Raw genomic sequence first — 25,498 nt, forward strand, 5'->3', positions numbered from 1 at the left:
GAAAAAGTTTATCTAGCTGAAAATCAATAATAAAAAATATTTTTTGATACTGGGATAATTCAGATTTAAAAAATATTTTAAAAAATATACTATTTTATGAGTTGTAACAGTTGTTCAACTAGCAAAGACGGGGTTCCTGGAGGATGCAAAAGCAATGGGAATTGTGCATCAGGTACCTGTGGAAGTGGAAATAAACTTGCCGTTTTTGATTGGTTATCGAATATGACTTTACCTACGGGTGAAGCACCATTTAATATTTTTGAAGTTCGATTTAAAAACGGACGAAAACATTTTTATAGAAACACCGAAAAGTTAACCATTTCTATGGGAGACGTAGTTGCTGTCGAAGGTTCTTCGGGGCATGATATAGGTATTGTTGCATTAGCAGGAGAACTTGTAAAAGTTCAAATGAAGAAACGAAAAGTAACAGCAGACAGTGAAGATGTAAATAAAATTTACAGAAAAGCCACTCAAAAAGATATTGATATTTGGCATGCAGCCAGAGATAAAGAACAAGAAACTCAACGAAAAGGAAGAGAAATTATTAGTCGATTAGAACTAAAAATGAAACTTTCTGATGTCGAGTATCAAGGAGATGGTACAAAAGCTACTTTTTATTATACAGCCGATGAACGCGTAGATTTTCGTCAGTTAATTAGAGATTTAGCTGGAACTTTTTCTATTCGTGTAGAGATGAAACAAGTAGGTATGCGACAAGAAGCAGCTCGTTTAGGAGGTGTTGGTTCATGCGGTAGAGAACTGTGTTGTTCTACTTGGTTAACAGATTTTAGAAAAGTAAATACTGCAGCGGCACGTTATCAGCAGTTATCATTAAATCCTCTAAAACTAGCAGGACAATGTGGTAAATTAAAATGTTGTTTAAATTTTGAACTAGATACTTATTTAGATGCACTACAAAGTTTTCCTAAACAAGATAAAATACTTAAAACAGAAAAAGGAGATGCTGTTTTTGTGAAAATGGACATCTTTAAAAAGATACTTTGGTATACTTATAAAGAAGAAAGTTTTAAGTGGTTTCGTATATCATTAGAGCAAGTTCAAGAAATTATTGAATTGAATAAAAACAACGAATTAGCTTTACCGTTAGATGAATATGAACTAGAATTAGAAGTAACACTAGAACCAGTAGTTGACTTTGAAAACGTTGTAGGTCAAGATAGTTTAACTCGTTTTGATGCACCAAAAAAATCACGCAATAATGATAGAAGAAAATCTAGAAAACCAGTAAATAAAAAAGAAGAAAATAAATCTTCAGAAGCAAAACCAAATAGAAAACCTCAAAGAAAGCCAGTTGATAAAAAAGAGGGCTCTAAAACTGTTGTTAGAAAGCCTCAAAGAAAACCGGTAAATGAAAAAGAAGGAAGTCAATCTTCAGAAGCGAAACCAATTAGAAAGCCTCAAAGAAAGCCAGTAAATAAAAAAGAAGGAGGTCTGTCTTCAGAAGCGAAACCAGTTAGAAAGCCTCAAAGAAAGCCAGTAAATAAAAAAGAAGGAAATCAACCTTCAGAAGCGAAACCAGTTAGAAAGCCTCAGAATAAAGAGATAAATAAAACCCCTGAGACTAAAACCGTTGAGAATAGGAAGCTAAAACCTAGACCGAACCCTAGAGTAAATAAGGCTAAACCTCAAAAAGAAGTAAAAGAGAACAATGCACAGTCTCAAGATAAACAAACAAGTAGCCCCAAAAAAAAGAATAACAATCAACGAAGAAAAAAACCGAATACAGATAACTCCAAGGATACAAAAAATGAGAAGGAATAGTATATTTATGTTTTTTTTAACTGTTTTTGTGATTACTTCATGCGATTCTGGTAGAATATATGATGAATATATTGCGTTACCTAAAAGCTCATGGAATAAGAACAATACAGTTACATTTACTTTTCCAATAAAAGATTCTATAAAAAAGAAAAACCTTTTTATAAATCTTAGAAATAATAAAAATTATAATTATAGTAATTTGTTTTTAATAACTCAAATGAATTTTCCAGACGGTCAAACTATTGTTGATACCTTAGAGTATAACATGACTGATGTTACAGGTAAGTTTTTGGGGAAAGGAATTACTGATGTTAAAGAAAATAAGCTTTTTTATAAAGAAAATATAACATTTCCGAAAAAAGGAAATTATACCTTAAAAATTCGACAGGCCATGAGGAAAAATGGTAGTGTGGACGGAATTGAAGAACTTGAAGGTATTTCTCATGTAGGATTTAGAATTGAAAAAATACAAAAATGACAAAGAAAAAGATAAACGATTTTAGTAAATATATCAAATGGTTTTGGAGCATTATTTTAGGAGGTTTTTCTCTTATCTGCTTATTGTTTTTATTAGCCTCTTGGGGAATATTTGGAGAATTACCTTCTTTTGAAGAATTGGAAAACCCTAAAAGTGATTTGGCTACGGAAGTTATTTCATCTGACGGAAAAACATTAGGTAAGTATTACGTAAAATCCAATAGAACACCAATTCAATATAAAGATTTACCTAAAAACTTAATAAAAGCCTTAGTTGCTACAGAAGATGAACGTTTTTATGAGCATTCAGGTATCGATTTTAGAGGTTTGGCGAGAGCAGTTTCAAAATTAGGAACAGAAGGAGGTGCGAGTACAATTACACAACAATTAGCAAAAAATTTATTTAATAAAGGAGGTGCAAGTAATAAAATTAAAAGACTTACTCAAAAATTAAAAGAATGGGTAGTTGCAGTGAAATTAGAGCGTCAATATACTAAAGAAGAAATAGCAACGATGTATTTAAATACACAAGGTTTTCTTTTTAATGCAACAGGTATTCGTTCTGCCGCACGTATTTACTTTGGTAAAGAGCCTAAAGATTTAGATATGCAAGAATCGGCTATTTTAGTAGCGATGTTAAAAAATCCGAGACAATATAACCCTTATAGAGAGCGATCTAAAAAGAAATCATTACAGCGTAGAAATGTGGTGTTTGCTCAAATGGCAAAAAACGATATTATAACACAAAAAGAAAAAGATTCGTTACAAAAACTACCTTTAAAAATTAGCTTTACACCAGAGAGTCATAGTGATGGATTAGCAACATACTTTAGAGAAAATTTAAAACAACGGTTAAAAAAATGGGCAAAAGAAAACCCAAAGGATAACGGAGAATTTTATAATATTTATAAAGATGGATTAAAAATACATGTTACTATTGATTCTCGTATGCAAAGGTATGCAGAAGAAGCAAGTAGAGAACATATGGCAAATCTTCAATCTTTTTTCTTTAAAGAACAAAAGAGAAATAAAAATGCTCCTTTTTATAACATAAATAAAAGATCAATTACTGGAATTATGAAACGTGGAAAACGAAATTCGGATCGTTACAAACGTTTAAAATCGGCAGGGAAAAGTGAAGAAGAAATTGAAAAATCGTTTAATACAGATATAGATATGCGTGTTTTTTCTTGGAAAGGAGAAATAGATACCGTTATGACACCTTATGATTCTATACGTTATTATAAACACTTTTTACGATCAGGATTAGTTTCTATAGAGCCTCAAACAGGTCATATTAAAGCTTGGGTAGGAGGTATTAGTCATAAATATTTTAAATACGATGCGGTAGAACAGCAAAAACGTCAAGTAGGATCTACATTTAAACCTTTTGTATATGCAACGGCAATTAACCAGTTAAAAATGTCACCTTGTGATAAATTGCCGAATGTTTTGTATACAATTCCGAAAGAAAAATATGGAATGCCAAAAGATTGGACTCCTAAAAATGCAGATAATAAATACGGTAAAGAGTTAACCTTAAAAGCAGCATTAGCAAACTCTGTTAATGTAATAACTGCACAATTAATAGATAAAGTATCACCAATAAATGTGGCACGTTTAGCTAGATCTGCGGGAATAAAATCAACAATTGAAGCAAACCCATCTATTGCCTTAGGTGCAGTCGATTTATCATTAATAGAAATGGTAAGTGCCTATTCAACTTTTGCAAATAAAGGTTTACGCGTTAGTCCGATGATGATTACTCGAATAGAAGATAAAAACGGAACTGTTTTAGAAGAATTTGTACCTGAAACTAAAGAGGTTTTAAGTGAGGAATCTGCTTATGTAGTATTAGATTTGTTAAAAGGAGTAACAACTGGTGGTTCTGGTGTGCGTTTACGTACACAATGGAAAAAAGCAGATTATATTACAGGTCACCCCTATAAATTTACAAACCCTATTGCAGGAAAAACAGGAACAACACAAAATCAATCAGACGGTTGGTTTATGGGAATTGTACCTAATTTAGCAACAGGAGTTTGGACAGGTGGTGAAGACAGAGCAACACACTTTGCAGGAATTGGTAAAGGGCAAGGAGCATCAATGTCATTACCAACATGGGCATTGTTTATGCAAAAATGTTATGCTGATGAAAGCTTAAATATAAGTAAGAAAGATTTTGAAAAACCTTCAGGAAAACTTTCTATAAAAATTAACTGTAACGAAGTTGAAAAAACTGAAGATGGTGGAGAAGGAGATACAGATTTTTAAGTAATTTTTTTAAACAAACAACGATAATGATAAATAAAAAAGTAAATAACGTACAGGAAGCAGTTGCTGGTGTAAAAGACGGCATGACTTTGATGTTAGGTGGTTTCGGTTTGTGTGGAATACCAGAAAATGCTATTGCAGAATTAGTAAAAATAGAAGTAAAGGAAGTTACTTGTATTTCTAATAATGCTGGAGTAGATGATTTTGGTTTAGGTTTATTATTACAAAATCGTCAAATTAAAAAAATGATTTCTTCTTATGTTGGAGAGAATGATGAATTTGAGCGTCAAATGCTTTCTGGAGAATTAGAGGTAGAATTAACACCACAAGGTACCTTAGCTGAAAAGTGTAGAGCAGCACAAGCGGGTTTTCCAGCATTTTATACACCAGCCGGTTACGGGACAGAAGTTGCAGAAGGAAAAGAAACACGTGAGTTTGATGGGAAAATGTATGTGTTAGAATCAGCTTTTAAAGCAGACTATTCATTTGTAAAAGCATGGAAAGGAGATACTGCAGGAAATTTAATATTTAAAGGAACTGCACGTAATTTTAATCCAAATATGTGTGGTGCAGCAACGATTACAGTTGCAGAAGTTGAAGAATTAGTTCCAGCAGGAACATTAGATCCGAATCAAATACATATTCCAGGTATTTTTGTTCAACGTATTTTTCAAGGAGATAAATATGAGAAGAGAATAGAGCAACGAACTGTAACAGCTAAATCGTAATCAAAATGGCATTAACAAAACAACAAATAGCACAGAGAATTGCTAAAGAATTACAAGATAGATGGTACGTTAACTTGGGAATTGGAATTCCTACGTTAGTAGCAAATTATATACCTGAAGGAATTGAAGTTGAATTTCAATCAGAAAACGGGTTGTTAGGTATGGGGCCATTTCCTGTAGAAGGAACTGAAGATGCTGATTTAATAAACGCAGGAAAACAAACAGTTACTGTTTTAGATGGAGGATCTATTTTTGATTCTGCTACAAGTTTTTCTATGATACGTGGTAAACACGTTCAATTAACAGTTTTAGGAGCAATGGAAGTTGCACAAAACGGTGATATTGCCAATTGGAAGATTCCAGGGAAAATGGTAAAAGGAATGGGAGGAGCAATGGATTTAGTGGCATCTGCCGACAATATTATTGTTGCAATGATGCATACGAATAAACGTGGTGAATCTAAAATACTAAAAAAATGTTCTTTGCCATTAACAGGTGTTGGTTGTGTAACTAAAGTAGTTACTAATTTAGCTGTGTTAGAAGTAAAAGATAGTGCTTTTCATTTATTAGAAAGAGCTCCAGGAGTTTCTGTTGAAGAGATTCAATCAGCAACCGAAGGAACTTTAATTGTAAATGGAGAGATTCCTGAAATGAACATTTAAGATATTTTTTTTAAAAAATATATCACGCGTTAGTATTTCTAATATCATTTTTTATATTAAATGTTACAAATAATAAAGAAAATTCATAGAATTATTTACCCTATTTTAACAGTATTTTTCTTGTTAGTTCTAGATAGAGTATTCCATGTAGAGCCAGATTGGGTTCGAATAGCAGTAGCAATTGCTTTAGGATATTTTTTATCACCAAGAAAAAAAATAATTCAAACAGAATCAGGAGAAAAGAAGCAATTAACGTGGATTTTTTTTAAAAAACCAATATTTCTAGATTAATGAAAATAATCTCATACAACGTAAACGGAATAAGAGCCGCTTTAAAAAAAGGATTTATAGATTGGTTAAAATCTGCTAATCCAGATGTGATTTGTATTCAAGAAACCAAAGCACATAAAGAACAGTTAGATGTAACGGAGTTTGAAAATGCAGGTTATCCTTACCATTATTGGTTTTCAGCACAAAAAAAGGGATACTCATCAGTAGCTATTTTTTGTAAAGAAGAGCCTAAACATATTGAATATGGAACAGGAATTGAATCGATGGATTTTGAAGGTAGAAACCTTCGTGTAGATTTTGATGAAGTCTCTGTAATGAGTATGTATTTACCATCAGGTACAAACGCTACTAGGTTAGATTATAAGTTTAATTATATGGATGAGATCTTAGCATATGCAGCTGAGTTAAAAAAAACGATTCCGAATTTAGTTATTTGTGGAGATTATAATATTTGTCATGAAGCAATAGATATTCATAATCCAAAAATGAAAGGAGTATCTGGTTTTTTGCCAGAAGAACGAGAATGGCTTACTAAGTTTATTGAAAGTGGATTTACTGATAGTTTTCGATTCTTAAATCCAGAAAGACAAGAATATTCTTGGTGGAGTTATCGAGCAAACTCTAGAGCAAATAATAAAGGATGGCGTTTAGATTACGCAATGGTTTCTGAACCATTACAGCGTAAAATTGCGAGAGCATATATTTTAACCGAAGCAAAACATTCAGATCATTGCCCAATTGTTGTTGAATTAGACTTATAAATAAAAAATGAGATACTTACTATTACTACTTTTTACGACCTCTTTTTTCGCTCAGCAAACAACAGATAGTATTTCTGTAAAGAAAGAAAATAGAACAATAGCTATCGATTCAAGTTTAATAGTAAAAGACGCTATTAAACCAAAAAAAGTAGCGGAATTGTTTTCTGATACTGATTTAAAAATTATTGATAGTTTATTAATTGAAGAAAAATTTAATTCATCGCTTTTTGATAGTATTCAATATGTAATTAGTGATAAAGATATTATTGGTAATACAACAACAATACTCTCTACCGATTTATTAAAAAAACGATTAAATGAATTAAACTTAAAAACACCATTTCATTTAGCATATAACCCTGCATTAGAAAAAGTAATAAATAGTTATTTAAAATATCGTAAAAAATACTACCCTGCTTTAATGGCAAGAGCACAGTATTATTTTCCGATGTTTGAGCAGTATTTAGATCAATTTGATGTTCCGTTAGAAATGAAATATTTAGCGATTGTAGAGTCGGCTTTACGACCAGCTGCTAAATCGAGAGTAGGAGCAACTGGATTATGGCAGTTTATGTATGGTACAGGAATTCAATTTAACTTAAAAGTTAATTCGTATGTTGATGAGCGTCAAGATCCTGTAAAAGCAACAATAGCTGCTTGTAAATATTTGAGTAGATTATATAAAATTTTTGGGGATTGGGACTTAGCCTTAGCTGCTTATAACTCAGGACCAGGGAATGTTTCAAAAGCAATAAAACGATCAGGAGGTTACCGAAATTACTGGAATATTCGTCCGTATTTACCTCGTGAAACTGCAGGATACGTACCAGCGTTTTATGCAACAATGTATATTTTTGAGCATGCAGAAGAACATGGAATTTATCCTAAAGCACCAAATATTTTTCATTTTGAAACTGATACTGTTCAAATAAAAAGAACAATTAGCTTCGATCAAATATCAGAAAAAACGAAGATTGACGCTGAGTTAATTTCATTCTTAAATCCATCGTATAAGCTAGATGTTATTCCGTATGTAAAAGATAAAAATTACGCAGTTAGATTGCCTCGAAGAAGCATGATAGAGTTTCTTGATAAAGAGAAGGATATCTATTTTTTAGCTAATGAAGATGATAACAAAAGAGAGAAACCATTACCAAAGTATTTTGAGATGGATAGGCGTACACGCTATAAAGTGCGTAGTGGTGATTATTTAGGTAAAATAGCTAATAAGTTTGGGGTAAGAGTTAGCGATATAAAACGTTGGAACGGTATGAGAAGTCACCGTTTAAAAATAGGACAACGTTTAAGTATTTATCCTAAAAGAATGGTTAAGACAAAGAAAGCGCCTAAAAAGAAATATAAACTTCCAACAGGAAAGCATGAGGTTTATGTTGTGCAAAATGGAGATTCGTTATGGACAATCTCTAAGAAATACCCGTCAGTTTCTATAGAGCAAATAAAAAAATGGAACAATATTTGGAGTGTAAAAAGTCTAAAGCCAGGAATGAAGCTTAAAATTTTTAAAGGCTAAAAATACTACTAAACATTATAAAAAAATAAAAAACATGAGGAAAATAGCAACCATACTTGTTTTGGTATTCTTTGTAATATCATGTAAAACTGGTGATGATAAAGACAGTTATACTTTACCTACGTCTAATGGGAATACCAATAGAATAATGGTGGTAACCAAAGGAGCAGATTGGGATGGTAAAATAGGAGATGCAATACGTACTGTATTTGGTGAGCATCAAGTTGGTTTACCACAACCAGAAACCTTATTGTCAGTAAGTCAGGTAGACCCAGTTGGTTTTAGTAGTTTTATGCGACATGGAAAAGCTGTTTTAATTCTTAAAAGAGGTGTAAAAGAAGGAATTACTGTACAGAAAAATAGATATGCGACACCTCAAATTATAGTTCATGCTACAGCTAAAGATGAAGCGGGCTTATTAAAAATTTTAAACAAAAGAGGAAAAGAAATTATTAAATTGTTTAAGGATGAGGATATTAGGTTTACACAACGTCTCTTTAAAAAAGACCGTATAGATGAAACTAAATTTAAAACAATTAAAAGCATAGGATTAACATTAGATATTCCAAAAAGATATAGATTAGTTGAAGATACAGGTGAATTTATTTGGTTTCGTCAGCATTTAAAAAGTGGTATCGCTAGAGGAGATGGTACTAACAATATTTTAATATATAGTATCCCATTAGAAGATGAAAATAAAATTGCGGATAATATTACAGCTGTACGTGATACAATAGGTAAAAAGTATATACCTGGTAGTAAAGAAGGAATGTATATGATTACAGAACAGGCATATACACCATTTACTTTTGATGCTGAAATTGATGGTAAAAAAGCTTACGAAACAAGAGGTAAATGGGAAGTTAAAAACGATTTTATGGCAGGTCCTTTTATCAATTATACTATAATCGATAAAAAGAATAATCGATTAGTAATTTTTGAAGGATTTACATACGCACCATCTGTTAATAAACGTGATTTTCTTTTTGAATTAGAGGCCATTGCAAAATCAATGAAAATAAATTAATTGTAACCTTAATTATGAGTTTACTTATAAGCATCAACTTTTTAGTTGATGCTTTTTCGTTATATTTGAGTAGATTAACTATAAACTTTTTATAATGGAAACAAACTATTTAGCACTTTTAGGTGCAGCTTTTATTCCTATGATTATGGGATTTCTTTGGTATGGCCCTATGTTATTTCAAGACAAATGGATGAAAGAAATGAATTTTACTAAGAAAGATCTAGAAGGTGGCAATATGTTACTAATCTTTGGGCTTAGTTTTGTATTTAGTTTATTAATTGCTTTTTTTATGCAGTTTTTAGTGATACATCAATTTGGAGTTTATCAAACTTTAGCAGGCGAACCAGAATTTATGAATGGATCTGGAAAAGGATTTACGTATTTTCAAGAGTTTATGAGTAATTTTGGTGACCGTTTTAGAACTTTTAAACACGGAGCATTACATGGAGTTATAACGGGTTTGTTTTTTGTATTGCCAATTATAGGAACAAAATCTTTATTTGAAAGAAAAAGCTTTAAATATGTTGCAATCAATGTAGGATATTGGGTTGTAACACTAGCTTTAATGGGAGGTGTAATTTGTCAATGGGTGTAAGTAACAAATGTATATACAATATGTAAAAAGCATCAATTTTTAAAATTGATGCTTTTTTTATGTAACAAATAGTTAACGAAACATACTTATAAACAATCAATTAATAACTAACCAAATGATTACACATTTTTTTAATTTAGAATGGAAACAATATTTTCGATCTTCTTATTGGCAAAAAAGCATTGGAATTAAAATTCTTTTAGGTTTTTTTGGATTAATTATGTTAGCATACATGTTACTCATCGGGTTCTTTTTATTTAAAGGAGTTCAGAAGATATTTCCAGACCAAGACCCTTTTTTAATAGTAAATAGTTTTTTATTCTTTTGGGTTTTAGGAGATTTAATAATGCGTTTTTTCCTTCAGAAATTACCAATTATAACAGTAAAACCATTATTAACATTACCTATTAAAAGAAGTAAAATTGTAAATTATGTTTTAGGTAAATCAGCAATATCTTTTTTTAATTTTTTACCGCTTTTTGCTATTATCCCTTTTGGTGTCAATTTAGTATTAGAAGGCTATGATATTACAGAAACAGTTGTTTGGGTAGTTTCATTAATGATAATTGTATTAATAGTAAATTTTTTAAATTTTATTATTGAAAATTTGACAGCAAAAACTGATCTGTCGTTTTTACCCTTAATAGCTATTTCAGGAAGTATTTTTGCATTAGATTATTTTCAACTGGTTTCTTTTTCAGAGTTAGTATCTAATGGAATTTTAGCAATTACTAAAAACCCAGTATTAATACTTGTACTAATAGCAATTCTAATAATTCTATATTATTACAATTACATTATTTTAAAAAATAAATTATATGTTGATAGTGCTGTAGATACAAAAATAGAAGAAGCAAAGCCTACAGATTTGGCTTGGACAAATAGGTTTGGTGATATTGCACCATTTATGCAGTTAGATTTAAAGTTATTAATGAGAAATAAACGATCAAAATCAACCTTGCCAATTTTAGTGATAGGTCTTCTATATGGTTTATTCTTTTACCCTCAGCCAGAATATGCCGATAAAGAATTCTTTTTTGCGTTTATAGGTATATTTTCAACAGGAGCATTCTTAATTAATTTTGGTCAATTTATTCCTGCTTGGGATAGTGGTTATTACAAAATGCTAATGAGTCAGAATTTTAAATATGAACGTTATTTAAAATCTAAGTTCACCTTAATGGCCATTAGTGTAATAATCTTGTTTGTTTTAGGAATACCTTATGTGTATTTCGGGTGGAAAATTTTAGTAGCACATTTTGCAGCTGCTATTTACAATATTGGTGTAAACTCACATGTAATTATGTATGGAGGTTCGTTTAATCGAAAAAAAATAAATTTAGATCAAAAAGCAGCTTTTAATTATCAAGGAACAGGAGCAGTTCAGTGGTTAATAGGTATCCCGCTAATGGTAGTTCCTATGGCATTATTTGCATTCGTAAATTGGTTGGTAAATTTTGAAGTAGCAATTACAGTTTTAATCGTTTTAGGATTAACAGGTATTGTACTTCATGAAAAATTAATGAAAGCAATTACAAAAACTTATGTAGCCAAAAAATATGCTATGATTAACGCATTTGATCAAGAAAATTAATACAAGAAATTATGATACAAACAATAAATCTTACAAAAAAATACGGAGCCTCTCAAGTTTTAAATATTGAAAGTCTAGAAATTCCAAAAGGACAAAGTTTTGGTTTGGTAGGGAATAATGGAGCAGGTAAAACAACATATTTTAATATTTTATTAGACTTAATCCGTCCGACTACTGGTGAAATAGTAAATAACAAAATTGTAGTAAATAAAAGTGAAGATTGGAAAACCTTTACGGGCTCTTTTATTGATGAATCTTTTTTAATAGGATATTTAACACCTCAAGAATATTTTGAATTTATTGGTGATTTACGAGGGATGAATAAAGCCGATGTAAAAGCGTTTGTAAGTAAGTTTAAAGAATTTTTTAATGATGAGATTTTAGGAAAGAAAAAGTACTTACGAGATCTAAGTAAAGGAAATCAAAAAAAAGCAGGAATTGTAGCTGCAATGATGGGAAACCCACAAGTAATAATTTTAGACGAACCCTTTGCTAATTTAGATCCAACAACTCAAATTAGATTAAAAAATATGTTGAAATCTTTAACAGATAATAAAGAAGTTACAATATTAATCTCTAGTCATGATTTAAGCCATGTAACTGATGTTTGTGAACGAATAGTTGTCTTAGATAAAGGTAATTTGGTAAAAGATATTAATACTTCACCAGAAACTTTAAAAGAATTAGAAAGCTATTTTTCTGTTTAAATATAATAAATTATACAGGCTAAAAAAAAGTTAAAGGCAAGAGTAAATGTGTTTTTTAATAGCCTAGACATATTTTAAATCTTATAAGGTGCCTAAAAATTATCTTTTTATTGCTATTTTTACGCTTTTACGTACAATAAACTTATTAATATTACTGTTGTACAGTAAAAGCATAACTATATGAAAAAACTATCTAAATTCTTAGTTTTCAATCTTCTTTTAGCTATTGTGTATTCATGTAGCGTAAAAAAAGATGCTTTTTTAAATCGAAATTTTCATGCACTAACTACAAAGTATAACATACTTTTTAATGGAGAGCAAGCATATTTAAAGGGTTTAGAAGAGGTTGAAAACAAACATAAAGATAACTTTTGGAAGCGCTTACAATTAGAACCAATTACTTTTGATGAAAAAGAGATAGTATTATCTGCAATACAACCTGGTACTGGTTTTAACGATGAAGAAGAAGAGGAGGTTGAAGTTTTAACATTATTTGATAAAGCGGAAGAAAAAGCGGTAAAAGCAATTCAAAAACATTCAATGAATGTGAATGGATATGAGAAAAATCGCCAAATTGACGATGCTTATTTATTACTAGGAAAATCGAGATATTATACACAACGTTTTATTCCTGCAATAGAATCTTTTAACTATATCATAGCAAATTATCCCAATGCAAGTTTAATTAATGAGACAAAAATTTGGAGAGCAAAAACGAATATTCGTTTAGATAATGAAAAACTAGCAATAGAATCTTTAAAGTTTTTGTTGGAAGTTGAAGAAAACGAAGAAGAACTACCTGACGTAATAAGAGAACAAGCTCACACTGCAATGGCAATGGCGTATCAAAAAACAGATACGATTCAAAAAGTAATAGCACATTTAACAGCAGCGTCAAAAATATTTAAGAATAAAGAACAGTCTGCACGTAATATGTTTGTCTTAGGGCAAATCTATAGCGAGTTAAATTACAGAGATTCTGCAAGAGTAGTATTTAATAAATTAGCAAGTACTAAAAAAGCGCCTTATAAATACCGTATTCGAGCAAATATTGAAATGGCTAAAAATACTGAAAACGATTCAGCATCTATAGTCGTATTAGCTAAACTAAAAAAGCTAATTAGAAATTCGGATAATCGTAAGTTTTTAAACGCTTTATATTATCAAGCAGGAGTTTTAGAAGTAGGAAGAAACAATACAGACAAAGCTATTGGGTATTTTAAGAAATCATTACAAGCGAAAAATAATAATAATTATCAAAAAACATATGCTTATGAACGGTTAGGTAATATTGCATTTGATAAAGAAGCATATTTATTGGCAGGTTCATATTACGATAGTGTTTTACAAGCGACTTCAAAAGAGTTTGATCAAGAGAAAAGAATTAGAAGGGTTAGAAGAAAAAACAGAGGGTTAACTACTCTAAGAAAGTATGAAGATCTTGTTAAAGATAATGATAGCATTCTTAAATTAGTTGCTATGAATGTCGATGAACGAACATTGTTCTTTGAAAATTACATAGAGAAGATAAAGAAAGAAGATGAAGAAAAACAACAGTTGTTATTAAATGCTCAAAATTTTGGAAGTTCTTTTGGTGGTGGAACATCAATAAACAATAAAAGTAACAAAGGGAAATGGTATTTTTATAATACCCAAGCCTTAGGTTTTGGTAAAGCTGATTTTCAAAAAACATGGGGTACGCGTCCTTTAGAAGATAATTGGAGATTATCAGATAAATCGACAAGTATAAGCAACGATATTGTAGAAGAATCTACAGAGCCTGTTGTAAACAAACGATATGAGTTAAGTACGTATTTAGATGAAATACCAACAGATAAAAATGTAATAACTAAATTAACTAAAACACGTAATGACGCTTTATATCAATTAGGCTTAATTTATAAAGAGCAGTTCAAAAATACGAGTCTTGCAATTAAAAATTTAGAGCGTTTTCAAAAAGAGCAATTAAATACAGATTTAGAGCTGTCAATAAGCTATCATTTATATCAAATATATACTGATGTGAATAATGTTGAGAAGTCAAAAAAATATAAGAATCTTATTTTAAATAAGTACCCGGAAACTACTTTTGCTCAAGTAATAGTAAACCCTACTAAAAAATTAACAACAGCGAAAAAAGAAGATGTCGTTTTGAATAAATATAAAGAAGTTTATTATTTATATAAAAAAAATAAGTTTGAAGAAACTGTACGTGAGATAGACAGTTTTTCAATCGCTTCAAGTAATTCGAAATTAATCCCTAAATTTGCACTTTTAAAGGCTCTGTCTATAGGGAAGTACAAAAGTAGAGATCTCTATAAAAAAGCATTAGAATTCGTTGCAATTGGTTATGCAAATAAAGAAGAAGGTGTAAAGGCGAAAGAAATATTAGCACAGTTAAAGAAGTAAAACCCAAATTCCCCTAAATATGTTTAGTAAAGAAAGTAAGAAAACAAATGAGAATAAAGTTTCAGAAAGAAATATAGTAGGTAAAAACACACAGATCTCTGGAGAGATTATTTCAGAAGGTGATTTTAGAATTGACGGAACTTTAGAAGGAACCATTAAAACCAATGGTAGGGTTATTATTGGAGAAACAGGATTTATTAAAGGTAAGGTAGAGTGTACAAATGCCGATATTGAAGGTAAATTCTCTGGAGAATTAATAGTTTCAAATACATTAACTGTAAAAACTTCAGCAAATATTAATGGAGATGTTATTATAGGTAAGCTTTCAGTAGAGCCAGGTGCTTCATTTAATGCAACTTGTTCAATGAAAGGAGCCGTAAAAGAAATGAAAAATAATGAGCAAAAAGGCAAAGAAAAAACCGCTTAATAAATACTTTCGGTTTACTAGTATTGCTTTTCAAATGGGCTTAACCATTTATCTTGGTAATTTACTAGGCGAATGGTTAGATTATAAGTTTCCAAATGATGTAGAGTTGTATTCTAAAATATGTACACTTACAGCAGTTTTTTTAGCAATGTTTTCTGTAATTCGTCAAGTTTCAAAAATATCCAAGTAATAATGATTAAACGCATTTTGTATTTTATCACAGCTTTAGTTTTACTATTCGCAGTGAGTTATACTTCACACAATTTTTTTTTAAGTATAAGAGATGTTATACTACCTTTTTCTTTGTTTTTTGTATATCTATTTCATGTAATCGCAACAGCTTTAGTATATGTAATACTAGAACTTATTGCTAGCAAATTACCCAATGAAGCGGGCTATGGTTATTTAGCTTTGATGCTTTTAAAAATTGGTTTTTTTGTCTTAATTTTTCAAGACTCTGTATTTGCAGGTGATGAACTTGCAAAATCTCAAAGAGTATCCTTGGTAATTCCATTATTTATTTTTTTAATAACAGAAGCAATAGCTGTTTCAAAGTTGTTGAATAGCAAGTAGTTCACTTTTTTTATTGACTATTTTAGCTTGATGATAAATTATCAAAAAACTAAGGTCAAAAACGGTTTGTAGTTTTAATTACAATATGTACCTTTGCACGGAAATTTACAGACCTTAATCGTATATTCAAATTAAAGATATGATGATAGCAAAAAAATCTATCAAGTTTTTAACATTACTTACAATAGTTTTTACTTCTTTTTCAGTTTTTGCTGATGGAGGAGATCCGATTTCACAAGATGGAGGTCGTATAAACACAAAAGAAGAAATAGAAGCTTATAAAAAGCATCACTTAGCAGATTCGCATGATTTCTCTTTGTTTTCATATACAAATGATGCAAATGAGAGAAAGCATATTGGTTTTCCCTTGCCAGTGATTGTTTGGACAAGTAAAGGGTTAAAGACCTTTATGTCTTCAGCATTTCATCACAATGATGATGGCCATGTTGTTGTAGACGCAGGAGGTGTTAAATTAGCTAAAGTACATAGTAAAATTTACGAATTAGAAGAAGGAACTACTTCAGTTTCTTTTGATGAAGAGCATCATCCGATAAAGGCACATAAGTTATTAGATTTTTCTATTACAAAGAGTGTGTTTGGAATGTTGTTAGTAGGTTTGTTAATGATTTTTGGCTTTAGATCATTAGCTAAAGGGTATAAGAAAGGTGCAATTCCAACAGGTTTTGCAAGAGTATTGGAGCCTTTAGTTTTATATGTTAGAGATGAAATTGCAAGACCAAATATAGGAGAGAAACATTACCGTAAATTTATGGGGTTCTTGTTAACCGTTTTCTTTTTTATCTGGGTGTCTAATTTACTAGGGTTAACTCCGTTAGGATTTAATGTTACAGGTCAATTAGCCGTAACAGTATGTTTAGCATTGTTTACCTTTATTATAGTTCAGTTTTCAGGGAATAAAGATTATTGGAAGCACATTTTTTGGATGCCAGGTGTACCAGTGTTAATGAAGTTTGTTTTAGCACCTATTGAAGTATTAGGTATGCTAACAAAACCATTTTCATTATTTGTTCGTTTATTTGCGAACATTACAGCTGGGCATGCCGTAGTAATGGGTATTGCAGCTTTAATGATAACATTAAAAGCAAAATTTGGAACAGCAGGTGCTACAGGTATTTCTGTTTTCTTAACATTGTTTTTGACATTGATTGAAGTTTTAGTAGCGTTCTTACAAGCTTATATATTTACAATGTTATCGTCATTGTTTATTGGTATGGCTGTTGAAGAGCATGAGCATCATTAGAAAAGTAGAATAAAATTTTGTTTAATTTAATATAAATCAATTATTATGACAGGTCTTAATTTAATAGGAGCAGGTTTAATCGTAATCGGAGGAGGATTAGGATTAGGAAAAATTGGTGGTAGCGCAATGGAAGCTATTGCTCGTCAACCTGAAGCAGCTGGGAAAATCCAAACTGCAATGATTATTATTGGAGCATTATTAGAAGGTTTAGCATTCGGTGCTTTACTTTTAGGATAATAATCCAGGAAGTTAAAAGAAACACTTTCTGCAACGGTTGGTTGCAGAAGTGTTTTATTAAACAATAAAAAAAAACACAAAATTAAGTAATATGGAAATTTTTAATGATTTTTCAATAGGGTTGTTTGCAATGCAAGCTTTTATCTTATTAATCTTGATTTTTTTAATGATGAAATTTGCTTGGAAGCCTATTCTATCTGCTTTAAATGAGAGAGAAGAAGGTATTCAAAATGCATTAGATCAAGCTGAGAATGCTCGTAAAGAAATGCAAAATTTACAAGCTGATAATGATAGATTATTAAAAGAAGCACGAGAAGAAAGAGATGCAATGATGAAAGATGCTCGTGATATTAAAGAAAATATTCTTGCTGAAGCTAAAGAAGAAGCACAAAAGCAAACTTCTCTTATGATAGAAAATGCTAAAGCAACAATAAAGCAAGAGCAACAATCTGCAATTGCTGAGTTAAAGAAAAGCGTAGCTGATTTATCAATAGATATAGCACAACAATTAGTAAGAAAAGAATTAACATCTAGCGATGAGCAATTAAAGCTTGTTGAAGGAATGTTAAAAGAAGTTACTTTAAACTAATTAAGTAGATGAAAGGAGCAAGACCAGCATTACGTTACGCAAAAGCAATATTAAACCTAGCTAAAGAAACAAATAACGATTCTTTAGTAAACGATAACATGAAGTTTATTGCAGGTACTATTGCAGGAAGTAGTGACTTAAAAAGAATGCTTAAAAGTCCTGTAGTTAAAGCAGCAGATAAACGTAAGGTTTTAAATGCACTTTTTGGAGAAAAAGTAGATACTATCATAAAAGGTTTATTTAACTTATTAGAAGAAAATAAACGTATGATGATATTAGAAGTTATTGCTAGGCAATACTCTATAATTTACGATTACGATAAAAATATACAGGTTGCTAAAGTTACTACAGCAGTAGCTTTAACAAAAGAACTAGAAGATAAAATACAGGCTAAGATTGTAGAAATTACAGGAAATAGCGCAGGTATAGAAAATATAGTAAATCCAACTATTTTAGGAGGATTTATTTTACGTGTTGGAGATGTGCAATATGATGCAAGTATCTCTAATCAACTGAGTCAACTAAGAAGAGAATTTGACAATAGTCATTATATTCCTCAAATTTAATTATACATCAAAAGAAATAAGATGGCAGCAATTAAACCAGCTGAAGTTTCAGCAATTTTAAAGGAACAATTAACAAATTTCGAAGCGAAAGCAACGTTAAACGAAGTAGGTACTGTATTACAAGTAGGTGATGGTATTGCTCGTGTTTATGGTTTGTCTAATGTAGAATACGGTGAATTAGTAGAATTCGACAACGGATTAGAAGGTATCGTATTAAACTTAGAAGATGATAATGCAGGTGTTGTATTATTAGGAGCTTCAACAAGTGTAAGAGAAGGATCTACTGTAAAACGTACAGAAAGAATTGCTTCTTTAAGAGCTGGAGAAGGTATTGTTGGACGTGTTGTTAACACATTAGGTCAACCTATTGATGGTAAAGGTCCTATTGAAGGAACAACTTACGAAATGCCTTTAGAGCGTAGAGCTCCAGGTGTTATTTATCGTGAGCCTGTAACTGAGCCAATGCAAACTGGTATTAAATCTATTGATGCAATGATTCCTGTAGGTCGTGGTCAACGTGAGTTGATTATTGGTGACCGTCAAACTGGTAAATCAACAGTTGCTATTGATACCATTTTAAATCAAAAAGAATTTTATGATGCTGGGAAACCAGTTTATTGTATATATGTTGCAATTGGTCAGAAAGCTTCTACAGTAGCTGCTATTGCTAACATGTTAGAAGATAAAGGAGCAATGGCTTATACTACAATTGTAGCAGCTAATGCATCTGATCCTGCAGCAATGCAAGTATATGCACCGTTTGCTGGAGCAGCAATTGGAGAATTTTTCAGAGACACTGGTAGACCAGCTTTAATTGTATTTGATGATTTATCAAAACAAGCTGTTGCTTACCGTGAGATTTCTTTATTATTAAGAAGACCACCGGGACGTGAGGCATATCCTGGAGATGTATTTTATTTACACTCAAGATTATTAGAACGTGCTGCAAAATTAATCAATGATGATAAAATTGCTAGTGAAATGAATGATTTACCAGATTCTTTAAGAGGAATTGTAAAGGGTGGAGGTTCTTTAACTGCATTGCCAATTATTGAAACACAAGCAGGAGACGTTTCAGCATATATTCCAACAAACGTAATTTCGATTACAGATGGACAAATTTTCTTAGATGGAGATTTATTTAACTCTGGTGTTCGTCCAGCAATTAACGTAGGTATTTCTGTATCTCGTGTTGGTGGTAACGCTCAGATTAAAGCAATGAAAAAAGTATCAGGTACTTTAAAATTAGATCAAGCACAATATCGTGAATTAGAAGCGTTTGCTAAGTTTGGTTCAGATTTAGATGCTGCTACAATGAATGTGATTTCTAAAGGTCAACGTAATGTTGAAATTTTAAAGCAAGCACAGAACGATCCTTATACAGTAGAAGATCAAATTTCAATCATTTATGCAGGTTCTAAAAACTTGTTAAAAGAAGTACCAGTTAACAAGGTAAAAGAATTTGAAAGAGATTATATAGATTATTTAAATGCTAAGCATAGAGATACTCTAGATACTTTAAAAGCAGGTAAATTAACTGAAGAAGTAACAGATACTTTAACAGCAGCTGCAAAAGAAATTTCAGCTAAATTTTCAGCTTAACAATAGACTTTAATATTAAGTATTGAAAATTATTTTCAATACTTAATATTTAATAATCAATCCAATTCGTATGGCGAACTTAAAAGAAATACGTAACAGAATTACTTCTATAAAATCAACAATGCAGATTACCTCTGCCATGAAAATGGTATCGGCTGCAAAGTTGAAGAAAGCTCAAGATGCAATTACAGCAATGCGTCCGTATTCATCTAAGCTTACTGAATTATTACAAAGCTTAAGCGCCACTTTAGATAGTGATGCTAGTGGAGAATATTCAACACAAAGAGAAGTAAAAAAGGTATTATTGGTTACAATTACTTCTAACAGAGGTTTATGTGGTGGCTTTAACTCTTCTATTGTTAAAAGAACAATAAAAGCTATCGATGAGAAATACAATGGAGTTACTGTTGATTTGTTTACGATAGGTAAAAAAGGAGATGATGTTTTATCAAAAGAACACAATGTTATCGAAAATAGAAATGATATTTTTGATGATTTAACTTTTGATAATGTAGCAGAAATTGCAGATAATTTAATGAATTTATATGTAACTGGTGCCTACGATAAGATAGAACTTGTTTACAATCAATTTAAAAACGCTGCAACGCAATTACCTCAATTAGAGCAATTTTTACCAATTGAGCCAATTGAAAGTAACGAAAGTATTAGTTCAGATTATGTTTTTGAACCTTCAAAAGAGGAAATTGTTTTAGCGTTAATCCCTAAATCATTAAAAACACAATTATACAAAGCAATTCGCGATTCTTATGCCTCAGAACATGGTGCTCGTATGACTGCAATGCATAAGGCAACTGATAATGCAACTGAACTACGTGATGAGTTATTATTAACATATAACAAAGCACGTCAGGCAGCAATTACAAATGAAATTCTAGAAATTGTTGGTGGTGCAGAGGCATTGAAAAACTAAGAAAATAATTTATGTTATAAAAAAAGCGAATCAGTAATGATTCGCTTTTTTTTTGATATAAAAACTTATATTTACGGCATAAAATTAAAAAACTATGAAAAATTTATTACTAGTATTATTATTATTATCTAGCTTTTTTGCTTACTCTCAAGAAGAAATTGAAGAAGTTGAAATTGAGATTGAAGAAGTTGAAATTGAGAGTGAAGAAGTAATATCTGATGTACCTTTTGCTCTTATAGAAGAAGCTCCTATTCACCCTAATTGCGATGGTTTAAGTACAAATAATGAAAGAAAAAAATGTTTTAACTCAATGATAACTAAACATGTTCAGAAGCATTTTGATATTGATTTGGTTAAATGTTTAGAAAAAGAAATTGTTATAAATAAAAAGACAGGTAAGAAAGAAGAACAATGTACTTCAGGTGACCTTTCTTCTGGAAGAAAAAGACTTTATGTAGTATTCAAAATTGGAAGAGATGGTATTGTCGAGAGTATTAATACTAGAGCGCCCCATCCAAAATTAAAAGAGGAAGCTATTAGAATTGTTAAGTTGCTCCCTAAAATGAAACCAGGTAAACATAGGGGGATACCCGTTAAGGTTGGTTATACTTTACCTATAACATTTAATGTAGAGTAACTATAAATTATTGAATAAAGATTATTTTAAAAAAAGCGAACTGTTTATAGTTCGCTTTTTTATTAATATTTAATACTAAAGTATATTTTAAACTATAACTGTTATAGATTTTCCTGCATTTCTTTTTGATATATACATGTAAACTAATAAAGGAATAAGTCCGTGTGGTAATCTAAAAATTACTAAATACATGTATTGATGTAAAATACTAAATGATACATCATAACTTAATCCACTTACAATCCTAGCAAAAGCAGTTATAAACCCCCAAAAACTTGCATATATTAAAGCAATTTTGGAAATTTTAGGAACAAAAAGAGTTATTGCAATAATGAAATCTAAAATACCTGCTATAAATAAAAGATTCTTAGCAGTTGTTTCTGTTACTGGAAGTATATTTAATGTCATCGTTACAAAATTGCCAGGTAAGGGGTAAAAAATAGCAACAGCATACATTCCATGACAAATAAAAGCCAAAGCAATAAAAATTTTTACATTAAAAATTAGAAGAGCAGTATTTTCATTTTTTAAATAATATAGTAATACAATCGGTACTCCAAACTGAATTGTATGCTCAAAAAACATAATTAAGTGATAGAACTTTTCTTTAGTAATAATTAAAGCTAATAATATCATACTTACTGCTCCAATCTTTAATACAATATATTCCCATTTTTTTGAATGTTTATTAATTGTAAGTGAAATTATGGCACAAAATGTATACAATACACCAATACTCCTGGTTAAAAATTGAATAGCATGGTCAGTATTTAAATTGGTTGCGTATTCATGCCAAGAAGTATTAAAAAAAAAATTAACTATGGGTTCTAAGAGCTGTTGATCCCAAAATAAACTCCTATAAGGAGCATCCCAGAATAAATGTTGGTATGCTCTACCAAAGAAGATAAAAAAAGAACTAATTTTTAAAAAATTGAGAAGGGTAATTCGATTCATAAAAAAGATTTTTAACAAATATAAAAAAGAGACTTTTATTGTTATTAAATATAGGTTAAATAATAACACATTTACAGTTAACATATTGTATTTTAGTTTATTATAATAATAATGTTTTTTTTTAGTTATATTATATTTATAAAAGAAAATACATTTGTATTTAAAATTTTAACAAACAATTAAAGTCCCTCAAAAATGAAAATTTACTTTTTAAAACTGCTACTTTTTGTAGCTCTTACTAGTTATGCGTCTAATGATAAGTATCGACTAATAATTACAGATAACCCAGCTACAACTATAACGATTGGTTGGAATCAAATTTCTGGATCAAACCCAATAGTATACTATGGAACAACAGATTTTGGAACGACTTGGTCAAGTTATCCAAGTTCAAAAATTGTAGATCGTTCAGTTTCTTATAAAGGAATGAATAATAGATTTACTAAACTTACTGGTTTAACACCAAACACAAATTATTACTTTGTTATTAAAGATAGCGAAGGTACCAGTAATCGTTATTGGTTTAAGACGGCTCCAAGTGTTAATGAAAAGATGTCGTTTATTGCAGGTGGAGATTCTAGAAACAATAGATCAACAAGAAATAATGCCAATTCATTAGTTGCTAAATTAAAACCTACAGCTGTTTTTTTTGGAGGTGATATGACAAATGGAGATTCAAATTCAGAATGGATAAATTGGTTTAACGATTGGCAAAATACAATTGCTACCGACGGAAGAATGTTTCCAATAGTTCCTGCAAGGGGAAATCACGAAAGATCAAATAATAGTATTTATAATTTATTTAATGTGCCATCAACTAATGTTTATTATGATGTTACATTTGGGAATAACCTATATACTATTTACACGTTAAACTCTGAGATTTCTGCAGGAGGTAATCAATACTCTTGGTTAAATCAAAGTTTAAATTCAAATACATCAATATGGAAGTCTGCTCAATATCATAAACCTATGCGACCTCATGTATCTTCAAAATCTGAAGGAAATGATGAATACTCAAATTGGTCTCAATTATTTTATAATAAAGGGGTGAATTTAGTTTTTGAATCAGATTCGCATACGGTAAAAACAACATGGCCAGTAAAACCTTGCTCAAGTGGTAGTGGCTGTGATGAAGGCTTTACAAGAGATGATGCAAACGGAACCATTTATGTAGGAGAAGGCTGCTGGGGTGCTCCTTTACGTTCTTCAAATGATGGTAAAAATTGGACAAGGAATAATAGTACTTTTAATCAGTTTAAATGGGTTTTTGTTGAAGAGTCTAAAATTGAAATTAGAACAATTAAAGTTGATAATGCTAATAGCGTAGGATCTGTTTCTAATGATAATCCTTTTACTATTCCTTCTAGCTTAGATATCTGGAATCCATCTAACGGTAGTGTGGTAACTATTACAAGTACGAATGTAAGTTATCCAGAGGTTGCAATTACTGCTCCAGCAAATGGATCTAGTCATACAGTTAATATACCAATGACAATAACAGCTGCTGCAACTGATAGTGATGGAACTATAACTAATGTGAAATTTTATGTAAATAATGCTTTAGTTAACACGGATACAAGTTTGCCTTATTCTACAAATTGGACGCCTAGTAATAATAATCAGTCATATACCTTAAAAGCAATAGCGATAGATAATGAAGGAAATGAAAAAGCTTCAGAAGAAGTATCAGTTTTTGTAGGAGCAATTTCAAAAACAATAACATCAATAATTAGTAGTGGTAATGATGATGCTGAACAATATCAATCATCAGGTAAAATGTATTTGAATAGTACAGATTTAGAATTAGTATATGATGGTTCTAGCAAGGGAAACCAACATGTTGGTTTATTGTTTAGAAATTTAAACATACCTAAAAGTGCTACTATAACTAATGCTTATATTCAATTTACGGTAGACGAAAAGAACTCAGGTAGTACCTCACTTGCAATTAAAGTTGAAGATTCATCAAATGCCCAAAATATAACAACTCAAAATTCTAGCATTACTTCAAGAAGTTATTATAATCAATCAGTTAATTGGGGGCCTAGTTCATGGAATACAATAGGTGCTTCAGGAACAGGGGAAAGAACACCAGATTTAAAAACATTAGTACAACATATTGTTAATAAATCGAGTTGGAATACTAATAATTCAATGATGTTTTATATCTCAGGAACAGGAGAACGTACAGCAGAATCATACGAAGGAAGTAGTACAAAAGCTCCTAAATTAGTTATTTCTTATACAACAGCTGACTCAGGAGGAGGTGGAGGAACTTGTGAAGATGTAACTGTAACTATTGTATTTGATAAATATTCAAAAGAAACTTCATGGTCGTTAAAAAATAGTACTGGAGATATTGTATTAAGTGGAAATAATTATACCCAAGCTAATGGGGAATCTGTTTCAGTATCAAAATGTTTACCTGTGGGATGTTATGATTTTACTATTAATGATGCTTATGGAGATGGAATTTGCTGTAGTTATGGAAGTGGTTCTTATAAAATAACAAAAAACAATAGTATAATAATGGCATCAGGAGGAACTTTTACTAGCTCAGAAACAAAACAAATTTGCTTGAATAATACTCCTGCTAGAGAAAAAGAAATGTCTTTAGCATCTGATATAAGTATTTATCCAAACCCTGCATCTGATATTTTATTTGTTAATGGAATAAAAGATAATACTGCTTTATGGACAGCAAAAATATTAGATCTGTCAGGTAATATTATACTTGAAGCGCCTATTTTTAATAAATCAATAAATATTTCTAAATTACCAGAAAATTCAATTCATATTATTAGAATATATAATAATTTGGGAGAAATGAAATTATCTAAAAAGATAATTAAGGAATAATTTTAATAAAAGAGAAAGATT

25 protein-coding genes are annotated in these 25,498 nt (G+C 30.5%); 24 read left to right on the forward strand and 1 reads right to left on the reverse strand.

What is annotated here, in order from left to right; all coding sequences use genetic code 11:
• Window positions 1-96 precede the first annotated feature (96 nt).
• The 23 genes from ricT (at window position 97) to CXF68_RS04820 (ending at window position 21,661) form a co-directional block, all read left to right on the forward strand.
• Complete coding sequence (ricT, locus tag CXF68_RS04710; RefSeq protein WP_101043206.1) at window positions 97-1,782, forward strand: regulatory iron-sulfur-containing complex subunit RicT; 1,686 nt, start codon at window positions 97-99, stop codon at window positions 1,780-1,782.
• Window positions 1,769-2,260 carry a gliding motility lipoprotein GldH gene (locus tag CXF68_RS04715; protein WP_101043207.1) on the forward strand — a complete coding sequence of 164 codons (492 nt, stop codon included), beginning with the start codon at window positions 1,769-1,771 and terminating at the stop codon, window positions 2,258-2,260. The genes ricT and CXF68_RS04715 overlap by 14 nt, the downstream gene beginning before the upstream one ends.
• Window positions 2,257-4,533, forward strand: coding sequence for a transglycosylase domain-containing protein (locus CXF68_RS04720; protein ID WP_101043208.1), 2,277 nt, complete (start codon window positions 2,257-2,259; stop codon window positions 4,531-4,533). Before CXF68_RS04715 ends, CXF68_RS04720 begins: the two co-directional genes overlap by 4 nt.
• A gap of 26 nt (window positions 4,534-4,559) precedes the next feature.
• The gene (locus CXF68_RS04725; RefSeq protein ID WP_101043209.1) at window positions 4,560-5,261 is read left to right on the forward strand and encodes a CoA transferase subunit A; all 702 of its coding nucleotides are present in this window, start codon (window positions 4,560-4,562) and stop codon (window positions 5,259-5,261) included.
• Window positions 5,262-5,266: 5 nt separating this feature from the next.
• The gene (locus CXF68_RS04730; protein WP_101043210.1) at window positions 5,267-5,923 is read left to right on the forward strand and encodes a CoA transferase subunit B; all 657 of its coding nucleotides are present in this window, start codon (window positions 5,267-5,269) and stop codon (window positions 5,921-5,923) included.
• A gap of 60 nt (window positions 5,924-5,983) precedes the next feature.
• A complete protein-coding gene (locus CXF68_RS04735) occupies window positions 5,984-6,214 on the forward strand; it encodes a hypothetical protein (protein WP_101043211.1) in 231 nt (76 codons plus the stop codon).
• Window positions 6,214-6,975, forward strand: a complete 762-nt coding sequence (locus CXF68_RS04740) for an exodeoxyribonuclease III (protein ID WP_101043212.1) — start codon at window positions 6,214-6,216, stop codon at window positions 6,973-6,975. Before CXF68_RS04735 ends, CXF68_RS04740 begins: the two co-directional genes overlap by 1 nt.
• A 7-nt stretch (window positions 6,976-6,982) precedes the next feature.
• Complete coding sequence (locus CXF68_RS04745) at window positions 6,983-8,506, forward strand: lytic transglycosylase domain-containing protein (RefSeq protein ID WP_101043213.1); 1,524 nt, start codon at window positions 6,983-6,985, stop codon at window positions 8,504-8,506.
• Between the two features lie 34 nt (window positions 8,507-8,540).
• Window positions 8,541-9,533 (forward strand): DUF4837 family protein, encoded by a 993-nt coding sequence (locus CXF68_RS04750; protein ID WP_101043214.1) that lies wholly within the window; start codon window positions 8,541-8,543, stop codon window positions 9,531-9,533.
• A 94-nt stretch (window positions 9,534-9,627) separates the two neighbouring features.
• A complete protein-coding gene (locus CXF68_RS04755; RefSeq protein WP_101043215.1) occupies window positions 9,628-10,128 on the forward strand; it encodes a DUF1761 domain-containing protein in 501 nt (166 codons plus the stop codon).
• Between the two features lie 115 nt (window positions 10,129-10,243).
• Window positions 10,244-11,722 carry a DUF5687 family protein gene (locus CXF68_RS04760; protein WP_101043216.1) on the forward strand — a complete coding sequence of 493 codons (1,479 nt, stop codon included), beginning with the start codon at window positions 10,244-10,246 and terminating at the stop codon, window positions 11,720-11,722.
• A gap of 11 nt (window positions 11,723-11,733) precedes the next feature.
• Window positions 11,734-12,429 (forward strand): ABC transporter ATP-binding protein, encoded by a 696-nt coding sequence (locus CXF68_RS04765; RefSeq protein ID WP_101043217.1) that lies wholly within the window; start codon window positions 11,734-11,736, stop codon window positions 12,427-12,429.
• 180 nt (window positions 12,430-12,609) lie between these two features.
• On the forward strand, window positions 12,610-14,838 hold the full coding sequence (locus tag CXF68_RS04770) for a tetratricopeptide repeat protein (RefSeq protein ID WP_101043218.1): 2,229 nt from the start codon (window positions 12,610-12,612) through the stop codon (window positions 14,836-14,838).
• 19 nt (window positions 14,839-14,857) lie between these two features.
• A complete protein-coding gene (locus CXF68_RS04775) occupies window positions 14,858-15,265 on the forward strand; it encodes a polymer-forming cytoskeletal protein (RefSeq protein ID WP_101043219.1) in 408 nt (135 codons plus the stop codon).
• Window positions 15,234-15,455, forward strand: a complete 222-nt coding sequence (locus tag CXF68_RS04780; RefSeq protein WP_101043220.1) for an AtpZ/AtpI family protein — start codon at window positions 15,234-15,236, stop codon at window positions 15,453-15,455. The genes CXF68_RS04775 and CXF68_RS04780 overlap by 32 nt, the downstream gene beginning before the upstream one ends.
• A 2-nt stretch (window positions 15,456-15,457) precedes the next feature.
• Window positions 15,458-15,838: a DUF6168 family protein gene (locus tag CXF68_RS04785; RefSeq protein WP_101043221.1), complete on the forward strand. Its 381-nt coding sequence runs from the start codon at window positions 15,458-15,460 to the stop codon at window positions 15,836-15,838.
• A 139-nt stretch (window positions 15,839-15,977) separates the two neighbouring features.
• A complete protein-coding gene (gene atpB / locus CXF68_RS04790) occupies window positions 15,978-17,099 on the forward strand; it encodes a F0F1 ATP synthase subunit A (protein WP_101043222.1) in 1,122 nt (373 codons plus the stop codon).
• 45 nt (window positions 17,100-17,144) lie between these two features.
• Entirely contained in the window at window positions 17,145-17,336 is a 192-nt protein-coding gene (locus tag CXF68_RS04795; RefSeq protein ID WP_064966800.1) for a hypothetical protein, read from the forward strand.
• A 91-nt stretch (window positions 17,337-17,427) separates the two neighbouring features.
• Window positions 17,428-17,925 (forward strand): F0F1 ATP synthase subunit B, encoded by a 498-nt coding sequence (locus CXF68_RS04800; RefSeq protein WP_101043223.1) that lies wholly within the window; start codon window positions 17,428-17,430, stop codon window positions 17,923-17,925.
• 8 nt (window positions 17,926-17,933) lie between these two features.
• Window positions 17,934-18,491, forward strand: coding sequence for an ATP synthase F1 subunit delta (gene atpH / locus CXF68_RS04805; protein ID WP_101043224.1), 558 nt, complete (start codon window positions 17,934-17,936; stop codon window positions 18,489-18,491).
• 21 nt (window positions 18,492-18,512) lie between these two features.
• Window positions 18,513-20,093, forward strand: a complete 1,581-nt coding sequence (gene atpA, locus CXF68_RS04810; RefSeq protein WP_101043225.1) for a F0F1 ATP synthase subunit alpha — start codon at window positions 18,513-18,515, stop codon at window positions 20,091-20,093.
• Between the two features lie 70 nt (window positions 20,094-20,163).
• Complete coding sequence (gene atpG / locus CXF68_RS04815; RefSeq protein WP_101043226.1) at window positions 20,164-21,024, forward strand: ATP synthase F1 subunit gamma; 861 nt, start codon at window positions 20,164-20,166, stop codon at window positions 21,022-21,024.
• Window positions 21,025-21,118: 94 nt separating this feature from the next.
• Window positions 21,119-21,661 carry an energy transducer TonB gene (locus CXF68_RS04820; protein ID WP_101043227.1) on the forward strand — a complete coding sequence of 181 codons (543 nt, stop codon included), beginning with the start codon at window positions 21,119-21,121 and terminating at the stop codon, window positions 21,659-21,661.
• 87 nt (window positions 21,662-21,748) lie between these two features.
• On the opposite strand, the gene CXF68_RS04825 is transcribed toward CXF68_RS04820, so the two are convergent.
• Window positions 21,749-22,615 carry a hypothetical protein gene (locus CXF68_RS04825; RefSeq protein ID WP_101043228.1) on the reverse strand — a complete coding sequence of 289 codons (867 nt, stop codon included), beginning with the start codon at window positions 22,613-22,615 and terminating at the stop codon, window positions 21,749-21,751.
• A gap of 195 nt (window positions 22,616-22,810) precedes the next feature.
• On the opposite strand from CXF68_RS04825, the gene CXF68_RS04830 reads away from it, so the two are divergent.
• Window positions 22,811-25,477: an Ig-like domain-containing protein gene (locus tag CXF68_RS04830; protein ID WP_101043229.1), complete on the forward strand. Its 2,667-nt coding sequence runs from the start codon at window positions 22,811-22,813 to the stop codon at window positions 25,475-25,477.
• Window positions 25,478-25,498 lie beyond the last annotated feature (21 nt).

Source organism: Tenacibaculum sp. Bg11-29, assembly GCF_002836595.1.
Taxonomy (GTDB): domain Bacteria; phylum Bacteroidota; class Bacteroidia; order Flavobacteriales; family Flavobacteriaceae; genus Polaribacter.

What these genes read in the sequence shown, in the direction of transcription:
- ricT (WP_101043206.1), top strand. Translation starts at nt 97, where the DNA reads ATGAGTTGTAACAGTTGTTCAACTAGCAAAGACGGGGTTCCTGGAGGA.
- CXF68_RS04715 (WP_101043207.1), top strand. Translation starts at nt 1,769, where the DNA reads ATGAGAAGGAATAGTATATTTATGTTTTTTTTAACTGTTTTTGTGATT.
- CXF68_RS04720 (WP_101043208.1), top strand. Translation starts at nt 2,257, where the DNA reads ATGACAAAGAAAAAGATAAACGATTTTAGTAAATATATCAAATGGTTT.
- CXF68_RS04725 (WP_101043209.1), top strand. Translation starts at nt 4,560, where the DNA reads ATGATAAATAAAAAAGTAAATAACGTACAGGAAGCAGTTGCTGGTGTA.
- CXF68_RS04730 (WP_101043210.1), top strand. Translation starts at nt 5,267, where the DNA reads ATGGCATTAACAAAACAACAAATAGCACAGAGAATTGCTAAAGAATTA.
- CXF68_RS04735 (WP_101043211.1), top strand. Translation starts at nt 5,984, where the DNA reads ATGTTACAAATAATAAAGAAAATTCATAGAATTATTTACCCTATTTTA.
- CXF68_RS04740 (WP_101043212.1), top strand. Translation starts at nt 6,214, where the DNA reads ATGAAAATAATCTCATACAACGTAAACGGAATAAGAGCCGCTTTAAAA.
- CXF68_RS04745 (WP_101043213.1), top strand. Translation starts at nt 6,983, where the DNA reads ATGAGATACTTACTATTACTACTTTTTACGACCTCTTTTTTCGCTCAG.
- CXF68_RS04750 (WP_101043214.1), top strand. Translation starts at nt 8,541, where the DNA reads ATGAGGAAAATAGCAACCATACTTGTTTTGGTATTCTTTGTAATATCA.
- CXF68_RS04755 (WP_101043215.1), top strand. Translation starts at nt 9,628, where the DNA reads ATGGAAACAAACTATTTAGCACTTTTAGGTGCAGCTTTTATTCCTATG.
- CXF68_RS04760 (WP_101043216.1), top strand. Translation starts at nt 10,244, where the DNA reads ATGATTACACATTTTTTTAATTTAGAATGGAAACAATATTTTCGATCT.
- CXF68_RS04765 (WP_101043217.1), top strand. Translation starts at nt 11,734, where the DNA reads ATGATACAAACAATAAATCTTACAAAAAAATACGGAGCCTCTCAAGTT.
- CXF68_RS04770 (WP_101043218.1), top strand. Translation starts at nt 12,610, where the DNA reads ATGAAAAAACTATCTAAATTCTTAGTTTTCAATCTTCTTTTAGCTATT.
- CXF68_RS04775 (WP_101043219.1), top strand. Translation starts at nt 14,858, where the DNA reads ATGTTTAGTAAAGAAAGTAAGAAAACAAATGAGAATAAAGTTTCAGAA.
- CXF68_RS04780 (WP_101043220.1), top strand. Translation starts at nt 15,234, where the DNA reads ATGAGCAAAAAGGCAAAGAAAAAACCGCTTAATAAATACTTTCGGTTT.
- CXF68_RS04785 (WP_101043221.1), top strand. Translation starts at nt 15,458, where the DNA reads ATGATTAAACGCATTTTGTATTTTATCACAGCTTTAGTTTTACTATTC.
- atpB (WP_101043222.1), top strand. Translation starts at nt 15,978, where the DNA reads ATGATGATAGCAAAAAAATCTATCAAGTTTTTAACATTACTTACAATA.
- CXF68_RS04795 (WP_064966800.1), top strand. Translation starts at nt 17,145, where the DNA reads ATGACAGGTCTTAATTTAATAGGAGCAGGTTTAATCGTAATCGGAGGA.
- CXF68_RS04800 (WP_101043223.1), top strand. Translation starts at nt 17,428, where the DNA reads ATGGAAATTTTTAATGATTTTTCAATAGGGTTGTTTGCAATGCAAGCT.
- atpH (WP_101043224.1), top strand. Translation starts at nt 17,934, where the DNA reads ATGAAAGGAGCAAGACCAGCATTACGTTACGCAAAAGCAATATTAAAC.
- atpA (WP_101043225.1), top strand. Translation starts at nt 18,513, where the DNA reads ATGGCAGCAATTAAACCAGCTGAAGTTTCAGCAATTTTAAAGGAACAA.
- atpG (WP_101043226.1), top strand. Translation starts at nt 20,164, where the DNA reads ATGGCGAACTTAAAAGAAATACGTAACAGAATTACTTCTATAAAATCA.
- CXF68_RS04820 (WP_101043227.1), top strand. Translation starts at nt 21,119, where the DNA reads ATGAAAAATTTATTACTAGTATTATTATTATTATCTAGCTTTTTTGCT.
- CXF68_RS04825 (WP_101043228.1), bottom strand. Translation starts at nt 22,615, where the DNA reads ATGAATCGAATTACCCTTCTCAATTTTTTAAAAATTAGTTCTTTTTTT.
- CXF68_RS04830 (WP_101043229.1), top strand. Translation starts at nt 22,811, where the DNA reads ATGAAAATTTACTTTTTAAAACTGCTACTTTTTGTAGCTCTTACTAGT.